17 protein-coding genes are annotated in these 15,621 nt (G+C 70.0%); 5 read left to right on the top strand and 12 right to left on the bottom strand.

Going from position 1 to position 15,621, the window contains the following annotated elements; all coding sequences use genetic code 11:
* Positions 1–72: 72 nt before the first annotated feature.
* Positions 73–606, top strand: coding sequence for a TetR/AcrR family transcriptional regulator (locus AB0M01_RS14735; protein WP_363669402.1), 534 nt, complete (start codon positions 73–75; stop codon positions 604–606).
* Here the strand turns inward: AB0M01_RS14735 and AB0M01_RS14730 are convergent.
* The 7 genes from AB0M01_RS14730 to AB0M01_RS14700 form a co-directional block, all read right to left on the bottom strand.
* Positions 564–1,325, bottom strand: coding sequence for a DUF6338 family protein (locus AB0M01_RS14730; RefSeq protein ID WP_363669400.1), 762 nt, complete (start codon positions 1,323–1,325; stop codon positions 564–566). The genes AB0M01_RS14735 and AB0M01_RS14730 overlap by 43 nt on opposite strands.
* Entirely contained in the window at positions 1,322–1,618 is a 297-nt protein-coding gene (locus tag AB0M01_RS14725; RefSeq protein WP_363669398.1) for a hypothetical protein, read from the bottom strand. The genes AB0M01_RS14730 and AB0M01_RS14725 overlap by 4 nt, the downstream gene beginning before the upstream one ends.
* A gap of 61 nt (positions 1,619–1,679) precedes the next feature.
* A complete protein-coding gene (gene catC / locus AB0M01_RS14720; RefSeq protein WP_363669396.1) occupies positions 1,680–1,970 on the bottom strand; it encodes a muconolactone Delta-isomerase in 291 nt (96 codons plus the stop codon).
* 2 nt (positions 1,971–1,972) lie between these two features.
* Positions 1,973–3,124 (bottom strand): muconate/chloromuconate family cycloisomerase, encoded by a 1,152-nt coding sequence (locus AB0M01_RS14715; RefSeq protein ID WP_363669394.1) that lies wholly within the window; start codon positions 3,122–3,124, stop codon positions 1,973–1,975.
* A 60-nt stretch (positions 3,125–3,184) separates the two neighbouring features.
* Positions 3,185–4,036 (bottom strand): catechol 1,2-dioxygenase, encoded by an 852-nt coding sequence (gene catA / locus AB0M01_RS14710; RefSeq protein WP_363669392.1) that lies wholly within the window; start codon positions 4,034–4,036, stop codon positions 3,185–3,187.
* A gap of 12 nt (positions 4,037–4,048) precedes the next feature.
* Positions 4,049–5,623 carry a 4-hydroxyphenylacetate 3-hydroxylase N-terminal domain-containing protein gene (locus tag AB0M01_RS14705; RefSeq protein WP_363669390.1) on the bottom strand — a complete coding sequence of 525 codons (1,575 nt, stop codon included), beginning with the start codon at positions 5,621–5,623 and terminating at the stop codon, positions 4,049–4,051.
* A 32-nt stretch (positions 5,624–5,655) separates the two neighbouring features.
* Positions 5,656–6,216 carry a flavin reductase family protein gene (locus AB0M01_RS14700; RefSeq protein ID WP_363669388.1) on the bottom strand — a complete coding sequence of 187 codons (561 nt, stop codon included), beginning with the start codon at positions 6,214–6,216 and terminating at the stop codon, positions 5,656–5,658.
* Between the two features lie 144 nt (positions 6,217–6,360).
* Here AB0M01_RS14700 and AB0M01_RS14695 point away from each other — a divergent pair, with 144 nt between their 5' ends.
* Positions 6,361–7,185: an IclR family transcriptional regulator C-terminal domain-containing protein gene (locus tag AB0M01_RS14695; RefSeq protein WP_363669386.1), complete on the top strand. Its 825-nt coding sequence runs from the start codon at positions 6,361–6,363 to the stop codon at positions 7,183–7,185.
* A gap of 50 nt (positions 7,186–7,235) precedes the next feature.
* Here the strand turns inward: AB0M01_RS14695 and AB0M01_RS14690 are convergent, their stop codons facing one another.
* A complete protein-coding gene (locus AB0M01_RS14690) occupies positions 7,236–8,120 on the bottom strand; it encodes a LysR substrate-binding domain-containing protein (RefSeq protein WP_363669384.1) in 885 nt (294 codons plus the stop codon).
* A 93-nt stretch (positions 8,121–8,213) separates the two neighbouring features.
* On the opposite strand from AB0M01_RS14690, the gene pcaD reads away from it, so the two are divergent.
* The 3 genes from pcaD to AB0M01_RS14675 are packed head-to-tail and all read left to right on the top strand — an operon-like array spanning position 8,214 to position 10,144.
* Positions 8,214–8,999, top strand: a complete 786-nt coding sequence (gene pcaD, locus AB0M01_RS14685; RefSeq protein WP_363669382.1) for a 3-oxoadipate enol-lactonase — start codon at positions 8,214–8,216, stop codon at positions 8,997–8,999.
* Positions 8,996–9,259 carry a WhiB family transcriptional regulator gene (locus AB0M01_RS14680; protein ID WP_363669380.1) on the top strand — a complete coding sequence of 88 codons (264 nt, stop codon included), beginning with the start codon at positions 8,996–8,998 and terminating at the stop codon, positions 9,257–9,259. The genes pcaD and AB0M01_RS14680 overlap by 4 nt, the downstream gene beginning before the upstream one ends.
* A gap of 21 nt (positions 9,260–9,280) precedes the next feature.
* Positions 9,281–10,144 carry an AraC family transcriptional regulator gene (locus AB0M01_RS14675; RefSeq protein ID WP_363669378.1) on the top strand — a complete coding sequence of 288 codons (864 nt, stop codon included), beginning with the start codon at positions 9,281–9,283 and terminating at the stop codon, positions 10,142–10,144.
* Between the two features lie 4 nt (positions 10,145–10,148).
* Here AB0M01_RS14675 and AB0M01_RS14670 read toward each other — a convergent pair whose 3' ends face one another.
* The 4 genes from AB0M01_RS14670 to AB0M01_RS14655 are packed head-to-tail and all read right to left on the bottom strand — an operon-like array spanning position 10,149 to position 15,571.
* Entirely contained in the window at positions 10,149–10,979 is an 831-nt protein-coding gene (locus AB0M01_RS14670) for a carbohydrate ABC transporter permease (protein ID WP_363669376.1), read from the bottom strand.
* Positions 10,972–11,847 (bottom strand): sugar ABC transporter permease, encoded by an 876-nt coding sequence (locus AB0M01_RS14665; protein WP_363669374.1) that lies wholly within the window; start codon positions 11,845–11,847, stop codon positions 10,972–10,974. The genes AB0M01_RS14670 and AB0M01_RS14665 overlap by 8 nt, the downstream gene beginning before the upstream one ends.
* Entirely contained in the window at positions 11,844–13,115 is a 1,272-nt protein-coding gene (locus AB0M01_RS14660) for a sugar ABC transporter substrate-binding protein (protein ID WP_363669372.1), read from the bottom strand. The genes AB0M01_RS14665 and AB0M01_RS14660 overlap by 4 nt, the downstream gene beginning before the upstream one ends.
* Positions 13,112–15,571 (bottom strand): glycoside hydrolase family 97 catalytic domain-containing protein, encoded by a 2,460-nt coding sequence (locus AB0M01_RS14655; protein ID WP_363669370.1) that lies wholly within the window; start codon positions 15,569–15,571, stop codon positions 13,112–13,114. The genes AB0M01_RS14660 and AB0M01_RS14655 overlap by 4 nt, the downstream gene beginning before the upstream one ends.
* Positions 15,572–15,621 lie beyond the last annotated feature (50 nt).

The raw sequence follows: 15,621 nt of genomic DNA, 5'->3' as shown, positions 1-15,621 counted from the left end.
CTCTAAGCTATGTGGAGAACTCTCCAGATACGTTAGTGGAGAACTCTCCACTTAGCAAGACGAGGTCTTTTCATGGTTCGTTCCGACGCCCGCGAGAACCGGGCCCGCATCCTCGCGGCCGCCCGCGAGGCCTTCGCCGAGGACGGCGCGCCGTCGATGAACCAGGTCGCCCAGCGCGCCGGCGTCGGCGCGGGCACGCTCTACCGCAACTTCCCGACCCGGGAGGCGCTGGCGCTGGCGGTCTACCAGGACGAGGTCGAACGCATCGTCGGCACGGTCCCGGAGTTGCTCGCCGGCCTCACGCCACTGGAGGCGCTGCGGCAGTGGACGCTCGTCCTCGTCGAAGCGATGCGCCGCAAGCACGGCCTCGGCGACGCGCTCAGCCCGAGCGCTCACCAGACGATCACCGAGCAGACCTACGGCCCGGTCATCGCCGCGATCACCGAGCTGCTCGACGCCGGCAAGAAGACCGGCACCATCCGCGAGGACGCCGAGCCGGGCGACTTCCTCCAGCTCACCGGCGCGCTGTGGCGCGCGGCGACCAGTCCCGTCGACCGGGCTCCCTACCTGCTCGCCCTGATCCTGGACGGTCTGCGGCCGAGGTAGTCACGGACGCTCGTCCCGGCCCGCTTCCACCAGGCCGCCTTCGGCTCCGCCCGCAACAAGTTGCCCTCGGCATCGAGGTAGACGACCAGGAAGTACTTGATCTCGGCCGCCGAGACGACCACCGAGTCCCACGCGTCGAGGGTCTCCCAGCCGGTCGCCGGGTTCGCCTTCGGGCGCAGCCGCCTGATCGGCGATCCCCCGATCGAGATCTCCTGGACGTCGTCGCTCTCCCCCGGCGTGTACCCGCGCAGCCCGCCCTTCAGCTCCGTGCCGTCCTTGGTCACGATCCACAGCCAGACCCTGGTCGCCGCGGCCGGTACGTCACGCCGCAGTACGCCGTACCAGAGGCTGCCCGCGAGGATGTTGCCGCGCAGCCCGCGCCCGGTGCCGGCCTCGAACAGGATCGCCAGGCAGCAGGCCAGGACGAGTTCCAGCAGCAGGAACAGGCCGACCTTCGCGTAGTTGTCCGGCAGGTAGGCCCCCGGATCGCGCAGCCAGGTGGAGATCTCGGGCAGCGCCGGCCACGCCGACGCGACCACCACCATCACTGTCGTCGCCGCGACCGTGAACAGCAGACTGGTCAGCGCGACCCGGCTGGCCTCCCGGAACGCACTCTCCACCGATGGCGGCCGCCGCCGCTCGCGCCGCGCCTGGTACACGAGTCCGGGCGCGACCAGCCCCAGCAGCGCGAGCAGCGCGGCCGCACTGTCCGGGATCACGGCCCCTGGGGGCCGCCGCCGTATCCCCCACCGGAGAAGTCGGTCCCGGCCGAGGGCTCGTTCTCGCCAGGACCGGTGAAGTCGCTCGCCGACCCGGGAGCGACGCGCTCGCCCACCGTGCCGCCGCTGGGCTCGGTGTCTCCGACGCCCGCGGGCCCCACGGGCTCGATCGCTCGTGCCACTTCTTCCGCGGATGCCGCCGCGGCCTGCGCCTCCGCCGCCGCTTGCTCGGCGTGCTGGGCCGACTCCCGCGCAAGATCAGCCAACCCGTCTCCCGGTTCCATCACGCTCATCAGATCCCCTCCCCCTTGCAGTGTGCTCGCCCGCACCCCGCGTGAGAAGTCCCCGCCCTGCTCAACCCCGAGCAGCACCCAGCTTCGACGGATGCGTCGCCAGCGGCGTCACCCGGATCTTCATGTACGGGAACAGCGGCAGGCTGGTCAACAAGTCGTGCAGCTCGTCGTTCGAGCTGACGTCGAAGATGCTGAAGTTCGCGTACTCGCCCGCGATCCGCCACAACTCCGGCCAAGCACCCGAGGCCTGGATCTCCAGCGCGCGTGCCTTCTCGCGTGCCACCAGGTCCGCCCGGACCTCCGGATCCAGGTTGTGCGGAATCGCCACATCCATCCGTACGTGAAAGAGCACAGTCACTCCCCCCGCACCAGATCCGTACGCCGCAACGCGGCCACCGCGTCGAGATTCAGCGTGACGCCGAGTCCCGGTCCCTCCGGCAGCTGCAGCTCCCCGTCGACGTACCGCAACGGCGTCTGCAGGATCTCCTCGGCGAACAGCAGCGGCCCGAACAGCTCACTCCCCCACGTCACCCCAGGCGCAGCACACGCCAGATGCAGCGACGCCGCCGTACCGATCCCGGTCTCGATCGACGTCCCGCCATGACAGGGAATGTCGGCGGCCTTGGCGATCGCCACGATGTCCCGCGATCGCCGCAGGCCACCCATCTTCGTCGTCTTCATCGACCACACATCAGCAGCCCGCAGCCGAACGAGCCGAACAGCATCGACCGGCGTCCGCAGACTCTCGTCAGCCATCACCGGAACCGGCAGCAGCGCGTTGATCTCCGCGAGCGCCTCCACCTGCTCACCAGGCACCGGCTGCTCGACCAGCTCGACCCCGGCCGCCACCAGCCGCGGCAGGTACGTCCGCGACGTCATCAGATCCCAACGCGCGTTGAGATCCACCCGTACGCCGGCCGACCCGGCCAGCTTCTCCGTGATCGCGCAGATCCGCCGGGTGTCCTCCTCCGGCGGCAACGCGCCCATCTTCAGCTTGAACGAGCGGTGCTCACCCGCGTGCAGCTTGGCCAGCGCCTCCTCGACGACAACCTCCTCCGGCTCCGCGCCGAGCGCCCACGTGACGTCGATGCTGGTTCGCGCGAGCCCACCGAGCAACGTGTGAACCGGTACGCCGAGACACCGCGCCCACGCGTCGTGCAGCGCGACCTCGACGGCGGTCTTGGCGTACAGGTTCGCGTTCACTCGATCGGAGATGTCCCGCCAGATGCCCTCGATGTCGTCCACGCGACGGCCGAGCAGCAGCGGTACGACGTACGTGTCGATGGTGACCTTCATGGACTCGACCGACTCACCGCCCCACCAGGGCCCGCCGGGCACGACGCCCTCGCCGACCCCGACCACGCCGGAGCGGGTGTGGATCAGCGTGAGCAGCACGGGCTGGGCGTCCATGGTGACGCGGGCGAACTTGTGCGGCCGGCGCAGCGGGACGTCGAGGATGATCGTCTCGACCCGCTCGATGGTCAGGTCGTCGTGGCTGACGGGCACGGTGCTGCCTTTCGGGTCGGGCCTGCCGAGGGGGCCGGGGTCACCGGTCCCCCGGCCGGATCAGAAGGGTTCGAGCTCGAAGTCGTACGTCGAGCGCCGGGTGCCGGTGCCGTCGTCCTGGGGGTCGATGATCAGCTCCGGCTTGGTCGCCTCGGCGACGTCGGAGTCGAGCCACTCGCCACCGGCGAAGTACAGCTGCGTCGTGATCGGCCGGTACCCCTCGGCCCGCACGATCACGTGCAGGTGCGCGGGCCGCCACGGGTGCCAGCCGGCGGCCGCGATCAGCTTGCCGGTCGGCCCGTCGGTCGGGATCTGGTACGGCGCCGGCTGCACGGTGGTGATCGCGAACCGACCCTCGGCGTCGGTGGTGACGACGCCGCGCAGGTTGCCCTCGGGCAGGTGCGGCGCGAAGCCGGAGTAGTAGCCGTCGGCATCGGCATGCCAGATGTCGACGAGCGCGCCGCCCAGCGGCGTACCGTCGAGGGCGCGGACCTGGCCGTCGAGCACCAGCGGGTCGCCGCGCTCGTCGTCTCGTCGCGGCAGCTCGCAGGTCGAGCCGAGCGCGACCTGGCCGGGCAGGTAGTACGGGCCCTCGATGCTGCCCTTGGTGCCGTGCTGCGTGGTCGAGGCGACGTCCTCGACGACGTGCTCGACGAAGACGTCCATGAACAGCGGCCACTCGCCGGTCTCGCCGACCTCCATCAGCCACGCCTTCGCGGCCTGGAACTCGGGGTAGGTGACCTGGTGCTCGCGAACCGCGTCGTGGACGCCGCGGAGGACGGCGGTGACGATCGCACTGACCCGCTCGGGGCTGGTCCCGGCGGCCGTACGGCGCTCGGCCGCGGCCCGGAAGTTCTCGCTCGCGCTGGCCCCGGAGCCGGCGGCGGTCGGTGATTCCTGCACGGTGCTCATCAGGGGACTCCTTCAGCGGTTGAGGATGCGGTTCACGTCGGTGGGGTTGATCAGGTCCGGGACCGTCCAGCCGTCGAGGTCGTACTCCGACAGCATCGTCTCGGCGAACCCCTTCATCGCGTCGGTCTCGCCCTGGGCCTCGGCGGCGAACAGGATCTCGGCCTTCACGTTCTCGTGGTTGCCGGAGTAGTTGCGCTCGTACAGCTCGTGGCGGCCGCCGAACTCCGACCCGACCGAGTCCCACAGCGCCTTCATCACCTTGACCCGGTCGACCGCGTCGTACCCGTTGGAACCGCGCACGTACTTGTCCAGGTACGGCCGGATCTCGGGGGTCTTGAAGTCGACCGCGTTCGAGTTCAGGTAGATCAGGCCGGACGCGACGTCCTGCATGATGATCTCCTTCACCCGCGGGTAGGCCTGGATCATCAGCTGGCGGTAGACCAGCCCGTAGTCGAGCTTCGGCAGCACGGTCCCGTTCGGGCCCGGGTCGGGGTTGAGCGCCATCGCGTCGGCCAGCGCGCGGAACGTGTTGCGGTAGCCGATCACCTCACCGACCCGGGTCTGGACGCCGCGGAAGTCCTTGCTCCCGGTCGCTTCGAGGGCCTTGAGCAACAACCCGGCGATGAAGTCGAGCTTGACCGACAGCCGGATGCAGCCGTGGAAGGTGAACCGCGGGATGAACCCGGACTGCGGGAAGAAGCCGTTGATCTTGTCCGGGTCGCCGTAGGCGAACACGTTCTCCCACGGGACGAGCACCTTGTCGAAGACGAAGATGGTGTCGTTCTCGTCCATCCGGCTGGACAGCGGGTAGTCGAACGGGCTGCCCATCACGTCGGCCTGCAGGGTGTACGACGGCCGGCAGATCAGCTTGATGCCGGGGGCATCCATCGGCACGGTGCAGACGATCGCGTACTCCTTCTTCTTGATCGGCAGCCCGTAGTGCGCGATGAAGTTGTAGTTGGTGATCGCCGACCCGGTCGCGACCACCTTCGCGCCGGACACGACCAGCCCGGCGTCGGTCTCCTTCTCGACCCGCATGAACACCTCGCCGGCCTCGTCGGGCGGCAGGTTGCGGTCCACCGGCGGGTTGATGATCGCGTGGTTCCAGTACAGGACCCGCTCCTGGCTCTCCTTGTACCAGCGCTTCGCGTTCTCCTCGAACGGCTGGTAGAACTCGCTGTTGCCGCCGAGGGTGCCGAGGAAGCTGGCCTTGTAGTCGGGGCTGCGGCCCATCCAGCCCCAGGTCTGGCGGGCCCAGTGCTCGATCGCGTTCCGGTCCGCGACCAGGTCGGCCGAGCTGTGCGGCGCCCGGAAGAACGGGTGCGTGAAGCCGCCGTTGCCGGTGTCGGTCGGCACCGTCATCACACCGCGGGCCGCCTCGTCGTGCAGCGAGTCGTACAGCCGCGCGGTCATCCGGACCGGGTTGCGGAAGGCCGGGTGCTCGGTGACGTCGCGGACCCGCTCGCCGTAGATCCAGACCTCGCGGTCGTCGCGGATGGACTCGATGTACTCCGCACCGGTCATCGGGCGGACGTCGTTCGGCCCCTCCTCGACGGTGCTGAGCTTGCGGTCCTGGGTGACGGTCATGGTGCTTCCCTTCGAACGAGGTGATGGGTCTCTCAGACCCGGGTGACGTCGCAGAGGGCGGTGAACTGGGCGGTGGCGTCGAACCAGCCGTGCCCGGGGTTGTCGATGGAGCCGTCCCACGCGAGCGCGGTCGGGAGCGGCCCGAGGTGGCGGAACTGGCCGCCGTGGAAGAGCAGCGGGTCGCGGCCGGGAATCTCCACGGACTCGACCTCGCCGATCACGATCAGGTGGTCGCCGCCGTCGTACGTACGCCAGGGCCGGCACGAGATCGTCGTCGCGGTCCCTTCCAGCACCGGGGCGGTGCAGCCGGCGGCCCAGGCCGGCGGGCGGGCCGCGGGCCGGCCCGCGAAGTGCCAGGCCACGTCGAGCTGGTCGGCGGCGAGCACGTTGATCGCGAAGCCGCGGCCGGCCAGGAACTGGCAGGCCTTGGAGCTGCGGCCGAGAGTGACCTGGGCCAGCGGCGGGTCGAGGGAGACGGCGGTGAAGGCGTTGACGGTGGCGCCGTGCGGCTCGCCGTCCTCGTTGGTGCAGGTGACCACGGTGACGCCCGTGGCGAACTGGCCGAATGCGTCCCGGAGCTTGCGTGCCTCCATGTCGCCCACCTCCTGATGTACGCTGTGCGTACTCGTTGCACGCTCTGCGTTCGTCATCGACAGTGCTCGACGGCGACCGGCCGCGTCAACGCGTGGAGCCGTCCGCATCAATACCGAATTGGGCAGGACTGAGAGGCCGGGCGTATGAATCCGTCACCCGAGGCGGGCCAGGACCGCGATTTCGTCCAGAGCATCGAGCGCGGCTTCGCCGTCCTGCTGGCCTTCGACGCCGACCTGCCGAACCCGACCCTGGCCGAGATCGCGACCCGGACCGGCTACTCGCGTCCCGCCGTACGCCGGATCCTGCTCACGCTGCAGCGCCTCGGGTACGTCGCCGGCGCCGGGCCGCGCTGGTCGCTGACGCCCAAGGTGCTGACGATCGGCCAGCACTACGCGGCGACGCACGGCATCGTCGAGGTCGCGCAGCCGCACCTGCTGCGACTGGCCGAGGCGACCCAGGAGTCCGCGTCGCTGGCGCAGCTCGACGGGACCGACGTCGTGTACGTCGCCCGCGTGCAGGTGCGGCGGATCCTCAGCATCGCGGTCGACGTGGGCAGCCGGGTGCCGGCGTACGCCACGTCGATGGGACGGGTGCTGACCGCTTGGGCTCCGCCCGCGGTCGTCGAGGCGGTCATCGAGGCCGGTCTGCCGCGGAGGGCCGAGCGGACGATCACCGATCCGGTGCGGTTCCGGGACGCGCTGCACGACGTACGGCGGTTGGGATATGCGGTCGCTGAGTCGGAGCTGGAGGACGGGCTGCTGTCGGCTGCGGTGCCGGTGGTCGATCAGGGCGGTGAGGTGATGGCGGCGCTGGCGTACTCGTCGACGCTCGGGCGGACGACGCCGGAGCGGTTGGTCGCTGAGGTGGTGCCGTTGATGCTCGATGCTGCGAAGGCAATCGGGCGCGACCTGGCTGCGGTGCGGACTACTCGAACGCTCGCGCCGAGTGAGCGCGACGGGTTCTTCTAGCCGCCGGCGAGCTCGCCGAGAAGCTAGTAGCTGGTGAGCTCGCCGAGACGCTAGTCGCTGGTCAGCTCGGCGAGGATCGCCAGCGCTCTCGCCAGCACAGGCGCGTCGTCACCAACGCGCGTCGCCGCCGCCAGCTCGACCTGACCGCCGCCGGCCAGCGGCCGGTACGTCGCCCCCGCGACGGTCAGCGACGCCACCGACTCCGGCACCAACGCGACCCCCAGCCCAGCGGCGACGAAGGTGACCAGCGTCGACGTCTCCCCCACCTCCTGCCGCACCCGCGGCTCGAACCCCGCCTCCCGGCACAGCGCGAGCACCCGCCCGCTCATCACCGACCGCCGCTGCCCCGGGTAGGCGATGAAGTTCTCGTCCCGCAGATCGACCACCCGCAAGCGCTTCCGGGCCGCCAGCCGGTGCCCGTCCGGCAGCGCGACGATCAGCTTCTCCCGCCGTAACGCATGCAGTTCCAGCCCGGGCTCGTCGACCGGCGGCCGCAGTACGCCGAGATCGATCTCCCCCGCCAGCAGCGCCGCCGCCTGATCGGGCGCGAGCATCTCGCCCCGGAAGCTGAAGTCCACCCCCGGCAGCTCCTCGCGCAGCGTCCGCGCCAGGCTCGGCAGCAGGCTGTACGTCGCCGAGCCGACGCAGCCCACCATCAACCGTCCTTCGAGCCCGGCCCCGATCCGCTGCGCCTCGATCGTCGCCGCGTCGACGGCACCCAGGATCTCCCGCGCCCGCTGCAGGAACGCCGCGCCCGCCTCGGTGAGGTCGACCCGGCGCGTGGTGCGCCGCAGCAGCTCGACGCCGAGCTCCGCCTCGAGCTGGCGGATCTGCTGCGACAGCGGCGGCTGGGCGATGTGCAGCCGCGCCGCGGCCCGGCCGAAGTGCCGCAGCTCGCCGACCGCGACGAAGTACCGCAGATGACGCAGCTCCATCGGCCCATCCTCGCAGAATTGATAGCCGTGACGTCTTGATCGACGCGAAACCGATACTTCTAACTCTCGCCGCAGCCGCCTAGCGTGGACGGCATGACCCAGGTGCATCGCGTCGTGACCGGCCCCGCCGACGCCCCGGTCGTCGTCCTGTCCAACTCCCTGGGCTCGACGACAGCGATGTGGGACGCGAACCTGGCCGGCCTCGAGCAGCACTTCCGGGTCGTCCGCTACGACACCCGCGGCCACGGCGCCTCCCCGGTCCCACCCGGCCCGTACGTGATCGACGACCTCGTCGACGACGTGCTCACGCTGCTCGACGACCTCGACGTCGCCCGCGCCCACTTCGTCGGTCTCTCCCTCGGCGGCATGACCGGCCTCCGCCTCGCCGCCCGCGAGCCCGACCGCGTCGACCGCCTGGTCGTCCTGTGCACCAGCGCCCACCTCGGCCCGGCCTCCGGCTGGTACGACCGCGCGAAGACCGTCCGCACCGAAGGCACAGCAGCCGTCGCCACCGCGGTCGTCTCCCGCTGGTTCACCCCCGCCCTCCTCCCCACCGAGCGCGCCCGCAGCGAGGCCATGGTGAGCTCAACCCCACCCGAGGGCTACGCCGCCTGCTGCGAAGCCATCGCGACGATGGACCTCCGCCCCGACCTCCCCACGATCACCACGCCCACCCTCGCGATCGCCGGCGCCGACGACCCCGCGACCCCACCTCCCCACCTGGCCGCGATCGCCGACTCGGTCCGCGACGGCCGCCTGCTCGTCGTACCGAACGCGGCGCATCTGGCGAACGCCGAGCAGCCCGCGATCATCACCCCGGCGATCGTCGAGCACCTGACCGTCACAAAACCGGGTCGTCATTCGGTCCTACCGGTATGAGATGGCTACAGCTGGCCGCCTGCCGCGGCGAGGACCCCGCACTGTTCTTCCCGATCGGCTCGACCGCCCCCGCCCAGATCCAGATCGAGTCCGCCAAGGCGGTCTGCGCCCGCTGCGAGGTGACCGCCGACTGTCTCGACTGGGCCCTGAGCACCGGCCAGGACGCCGGCGTCTGGGGCGGCCTCGACGAGGACGAACGCCGGGCCCTGCGCCGTCGACTCACCCGGAAACACCCGCCGGCGCTGCGGAAGAACGGTTGACGGAGCACGCATCATTGGCACATGCCCATCCACGAAGGCTTTCGGAACCAGCGGATCGTCGTGGTGCCCAGGCCGCTGGTGGGCGAAGCGTTGGGGCGGCCGGTCACGCGGCGGCTCGTCGTCACGGTCGCCGGATACTTTCCGTTGGCCCGCGGGCACCGGATGCAGCGCCCGCGCGGGATCGACGAGACCGTGGTGATCGTCTGTACGGCGGGCACCGGCTGGGCACAGGTCGGCGACACCATGCACCGGATCGGCTCGCAGTCCGCGTTGGTCGTTCCGCGCGGAGCGCCGCACACCTACGGATCGGACGAGGCGAACCCGTGGTCGATCTGGTGGTGCCACCTGTCGGGCACGGACGTCGCGGAGCTCGTGGAGACGCTGGAGGTCACCGTGGAGCGGCCGATCGTGCCGATCCGCCGGATGGAGCGCGCGGTCGCGCTGCTCGACGAGATCGTGTCGAGCCTCGAGCGCGACCAGTCGCCGCCACGCTTGATCGGTACGGCGGGCGCGGCGTGGAAGCTGCTCACCCAGATCAACGTCGACCGCGTGATGCCGGCCGACGGCGACCCGCTGGAGCGCGCGATGAGCTACCTCGCCGACCGCCTCGACAGCACCGTGCGCGTCCCGGAGCTGGCCAAGCTCGTCGGCGTCTCGCCTTCGCACCTGAGCTCGCTGTTCCGCAAGGTCACCGGCGGCGGCGTACTGGCTCATCACCAGAGCCTGCGGATGGCCCGCGCTCGGCAGCTGCTCGACGGGTCGCCGGCGACCGTCGCCAGCATCGCCGACGAGCTGGGCTACACCGATCCGCTGTACTTCTCCCGGCAGTTCAGCCGGTTCCACGGGATGAGTCCGACGCAGTTCCGGCGCCGGAACATCCCGTGACCGATCAGCCCTTCAGGCCGCTGTTCGCGATCCCCGAGAAGAACTGCCGCTGCAGCGCGATGAACACTGCGACCAGCGGGATCGTGCAGACCAGCGCACCCGCCATCAGCGCCGGGTAGTCGGTCCCGAACTGGCCCTGCAGGCTGGCCAGCCCGACCGGCAGCGGCCGCGCGTCACCCGCCGGAGCGACGATCAGCGGCCAGAGCAGGTCGTTCCACGAGTACAGCGACGTCAGTACGGCGAGCGCCGCGAGCATCGACCGCGCCATCGGCAGCATCACGCTCCAGAAGGTGCGGAACGTCCCGGCCCCGTCGAGCCGCGCCGCCTCCTCGTACTCCTTCGGCATCGTCAGGAAGGCCTGCCGCATCAGGAAGGTCCCGAACGCAGAGAAGATCCCCGGGATCGCCAGCGCGGGCACGGTGTTGAGCAGCCCGAGCCCCTTCATGATGTCGAACTGGCCGAGCAGGAACAGCTGGCTCGGCACCATCAGCATCAGCACGAAGAGCGCGAACAGCACGTTGCGGCCGGGGAACCGCAGCCGCGCGAACGCGTAGCCGGCCAGCGCGGCCACGAAGACCTGACCGGCGACGCGCAGGACCAGCGAGATCACCGAGACGCTGAGCTGGGCCCAGAACGGCGTCACCCCGAAGAAGTCGCGGTAGCCCCGGTCCGACGGGTCGGCCGGGAACAGCGTCGGCGGCAGCGACGCCACCTCGTTGCTGGTCTTGAACGAGGTGAGGATCTCCCACGCGAACGGGACCACCATCACCGCGACCGCGATCACCAGGATCACGTGGATGCGCCACTCCTTGCGCCGTACACCGGTGTCAGTCATAAACGACCCACTTCTTCTGAAACCTGAACTGCACCGCGGTGACGATCATGATGATCACCAGCAGCACGATCGCGATCGCCGCGGCGTACCCCTGCTTGAACTGCACGAACGCCGCCTCGTAGAACAGGTAGACGATCGTCTTCGAACCGCTCAGCGCGGTGTTGTTCACGCTGCCGAGCATGATGAACACCAGGTCGAACATCTGCAGCGCCGAGATCGTGGTCAGGATCGTCACGAAGAAGACGCTCGGGCTGAGCAGCGGCAGCGTGATCGCGAAGAACTGCCGGACCCGGCCGGCGCCGTCGAGCGCGGACGCCTCGTACAGCTCGACCGGGATGTTCTGCAGCCCGGCCCCGAGGATGATCAGGTTCACCCCGAGGCCCATCCAGATCCCGACCACCGCGAACGCGTAGACGGCGAACCGGTCGTCGGCCACCCAGTACTGGCCGGGGATCCCGACCAGCGACAGCAGGTAGTTCAGCAGCCCGAAGTCGCCGTTCAGGATGAATCGCCAGACCATGCCGACCGCGACCGGCAGCGTGACCACCGGCAGGAAGAACAGCACCCGGTAGACCGCCCGGCCGCGGGAGACCTGCTCGATCAGCGCCGCGAAGACGATCGCCAGCGGGATGCCGAGCAGCACGATCACGGTGTACTTCGCGGAGTTGCCGAGCGCGCTCCAGAAGTCGGCGTCGGAGAGCAGGTTCTGGTAGTTGTCGACGCCGTTGAACTTCGCCGGACCGAAGACCGGCACCTTGCTGAAGCTCTTGACGAAGGTCGACAGGAACGGCCAGAGGTACAGGGCGGCCAGGCCGATGAACGCCGGAGCGATCATGGCGTAGGCCGCCCAGTCGGTGCGCTTCCTCATCCGTTCTCGGCCAGGACCTTGTCGATGGCGTCGGCGTACTGGGCGGTGGCGTCGGCGACCGAGGTCTTCCCGTCCCAGGCGTCGGTCAGGTACTTCGCCTGCAGCCCCTGCCACTCCGCCGCGTTGCCCTGGACCGGCAGCGGTACCGAGTACGCCTTGGCGTCGATGAACACCTGCAGGTTCTTGAACTCGGGCATCGCGCTCATCCACGCCTTCTCGGTGCCCTCGTACGCCGGGAGCACCGCACCCGACTTGGCCTGGATGTTGGCCGCCTCCTGGCCGCTGGCGAAGAGCAGGAACTTCTTCGTCGCCTCCGGGTGCTTGGTCCCGGCGAACCCGACGTTCTCGATCCCGCTGGTCACGGTCGCCTGCTTGACACCGGTCGGCAGCGGGACGACGTCGACGTTGGGCCGGAACGCCTTGTTGTCGTACAGCTTCAGCGCCCAGTAGGCCCCGGAGACGTACATCGCGACCTTGCCCTGCTCGAACATCGTCTCGGCCTCGGTGTCGGACAGCTGCTTCAGCGTCGGCGACGACTTGTCGGCCTGCAGATCGGTCCAGAACTTGATCCCGGCCTGCGCCTCGGGGCTGTCGATCGCGGCCGACTTGCCGTCGTCGGCGATCACCTTGCCACCGGCCTGGAAGATCGAGTTGTAGTACCCGCCCTGGTAGTCCAGCGGCGCGGCCACGCCCCAGGTCCCGGCGGCCGGGTCGGTCAGCTTCTTCGCGGTGGCGCGGAAGTCGTCCCAGGTCCAGCCGGCCTTCGGCAGCGGGACGCCGGCCTTCGCGAACAGCGCCTTGTTCACCCAGACCGCGTTCGTGTCGACGTCCTTGGGCAGCCCGTAGAGCTTCCCGTCACCCTGGTCGTACAGGTCCAGGACCGCCTTCGGGTACTTGCCGAGGTCAACGTTCTGGTCCTTGACCGCGTCCGAGATGTCGAGCAGCTGCCCACCGGCGGCGTACGGCCGGATCTGCTGGGCGAGCATCCAGAACGCGTCCGGCGCGGTGCCACCGGCGGCGCCGGTCTGCAGCGTCGACCAGAACTCCGGGTACGGCCGGGTCTCGATCTTCACCGTGATGTCCGGGTTCTGCTTGGTGAAGGCGTCGGCGATCTCCTGCATGGCCGGTGTCTGCGTCCCGGCCCAGATGCCGTACGTGATCGTCACCGGCTTCCCCGCCTCGGCCGACGCCCCGCCGTCGTCGGAACACCCTGCCAGCAGCGCCGCCACGAGCACGAGCGCGGGGGCTGCGAACCACTTCCTGTTCATCTGTTTCCTTTCGTCACCAAGAGGCGGGCCGAGGCCCAGTCCACGTGGGCGGGAGCGTCGCCGACGGCGACCTCTTCCGTGGACAGGGTCAGTACCCGTACGCCGCGGACATCGAGGTCGATGTCCACCGCGGTGTTTCCTGCTTCCAGCACGACGCTGGTGAGTTCACGGCCGTCACCGCTCACCACAGCCCGGGCACGGGTCTGCGGTGTTTCGTCGTCGATCCCGACCCGCGCGGTGAACCGGCCGTCGTGGCCCCCGAGGTACAGGTCGAGCGTGGACGGCGTCGAGACTCCCAGACCGTCCGCGAAATGCGCTCCGGCGATCGTCATCGGCGATCCGTCGTTGGGGTTGCCGCCGCCGTTGCTCTGGTCGCGCTCGACCGGGCCGCTCTCGTTCGTGAACGAGAGCATCGGGAGCGCCGAGACCTGGTGGATGCCTTCGGTGAGCGGTACGACGGCGCGCGCGTGGGCGACGACGGGTGGCATCGAGGTGGTTTCGACGGTGATGACGCCCTGGGAACCGGGGGTCTGGTCCTGCGGCGCCTGGATCCGCCACTGGCCGTCGCCGAGCGGCTCGGCGCTCCAGCCGGGGGCCACTCGGACGTCGGCGCCGGCGGTGATCACCGCGCTCTTGTTCTCGTCGAGCACCACCAGAGCAGGGTCGACGATCGGCGCGTCGGTCGTGGGGCGCGGGGCCGACCGAAACAGATCTGCGCCGTCGGCAACGATCGCCACGAAGCCACCGTTGGGTGCCAGCTCCACGTCGAACGGGCCGTGCACGGTCCGCTCGGCCAGTGCGTTCTCGCCGAACCCGTCCTCGACGATCCACGCGACCGGGTCCGTCAGCCCCAGCCGGCCCAGGTCGACCGTCACGGTCCGCTTCTCCCCCGCGGCGACGCACCCGACGAACCACCGATCGCCGTTGCGTCGAGCAACCACTGCCTCGCTGTCCGGCGTACCGGACAACAGCACCGTCTCGTCCCACACCGGCGCGAGCTCGGCCAGGAACCGGGCCGCGAGCGGCCGCTTGGCGTACGCCGCGACGTCGTCGGCGAAGTGCGTGATCCCGCTCTCGAACACCACGCCCAGCGCGAGCTCGTGCCCGTCGCTGGTGACCCGGTCCGGGGCCGAGAACGCGACCGGGGTGTAGTCCATCGCGCCGACGACGTTGCGGGTGAACGGCTGGATCACGTTGTGCTCGGCGGTCAGCGGGGTGTCGTTGTAGAACACGTAGTACTCCGAGCCGCGGATCGCCTCGTACCCGATCACCTGCGGCCAGGTCCGGGCCCAGCCGCGCGGGATCACCGAGCCGTGGAAGTTCACCATCAGGCCGAGCCGCGCGGTCTCCTGCAGCACCGAGTCGTACCAGCGGTAGCGGTCCCGGGACTCCGACTCCATGAAGTCGACCTTGATCCCGGCGACGCCCCAGGACCGCCACAGCGCCAGCTTGCCGAGCTTCTCCGGCCCGTCGAGGTCGTGCCAGACCGTCCACAGGTGCACCTGGATCCCGCGCCGGCTCGCGTACGCGACGATCTCGGGGACCCAGGTCTCCTCCCAGCCGCAGTCGATCAGCAGGTGCTCCCAGGACAGCTCGGCCGCGGCGTCCACGAACCGCTTCTGCTGCTCGAGCTGGGCGCCGGAGTAGAAGTCCGACCACCACGACCAGGCGGCGCGGCCGGGCCGGATCCACTCGGCGTCGGCGAGCTCCGGGCGGACGGCGGGAGCCAGCTCGTCGACGAACAGCGACTCGACCACGTCGGCGAGCGAGCCGACGGTGAAGACCCGCCAGGGCGTCACGTCGCCGCGGGCGATCTCGACCGCCGGGTCGGCGATCGCGAAGCCGAGCGTCGTACCGGTGACGGCTGCGTGGGCTCCGGCGAACCGGCCGTCGATACCGGACTCGGTGACGAGCAGGTAGTCGTCCGCCGCCTGGGCCAGGAACGGGAAGCCGTAGGCGCCCGGTGCGAGGTCGGCCAGGTCCACGCCGACGCGCGGGGTCTCGTACCAGGTCTGGTAGTCGAGGACCCAGGCTCTTTCGAAGAGGCTCAGGTCGAGCTTCGTGCTGTCTGAGGTGAGGGTCGCGGTGCCCTGCAGATCCGGTACGGCGTACCGGACGGCAACGCCGTCGCGGCCGATCCGGACCCGGAGCGTCCAGTCGCGGCCGGTCGCCGCGTGCCGGAGGTCGACCCGCAACTCACGGTGGTCGACCGTGTGCGCGCCGCGTGCCTTGCCGGAGTGGGCGAACCACTCCTCACGCACCGCGAACTCCGCCGACCGGACGACACTCGAGCCGGCGCCCAGATCCGCACCGTCGATCCCGATCCCCAGGGCCACCTCGGCCAGCGCCCGCCCGCGGCGCGTGATGGTCAGGTGCATGGAGGATTCGCCGACGGCTAACGACGCTCCGAGTGCGTCGTGGGCGAGCGTCGAGGTCCAGGCGGTGGAGATGGTCACGGTGGCAACCCTAGTGACGGCGCGGGCGGCCGACCATGGTTCTTCGGTGC

Origin of the sequence: Kribbella sp. NPDC051770, from assembly GCF_040681455.1 — a bacterium.
Classification (GTDB): Bacteria; Actinomycetota; Actinomycetes; order Propionibacteriales; family Kribbellaceae; genus Kribbella.
This window is presented reverse-complemented; position numbering and strand designations above follow the sequence as displayed.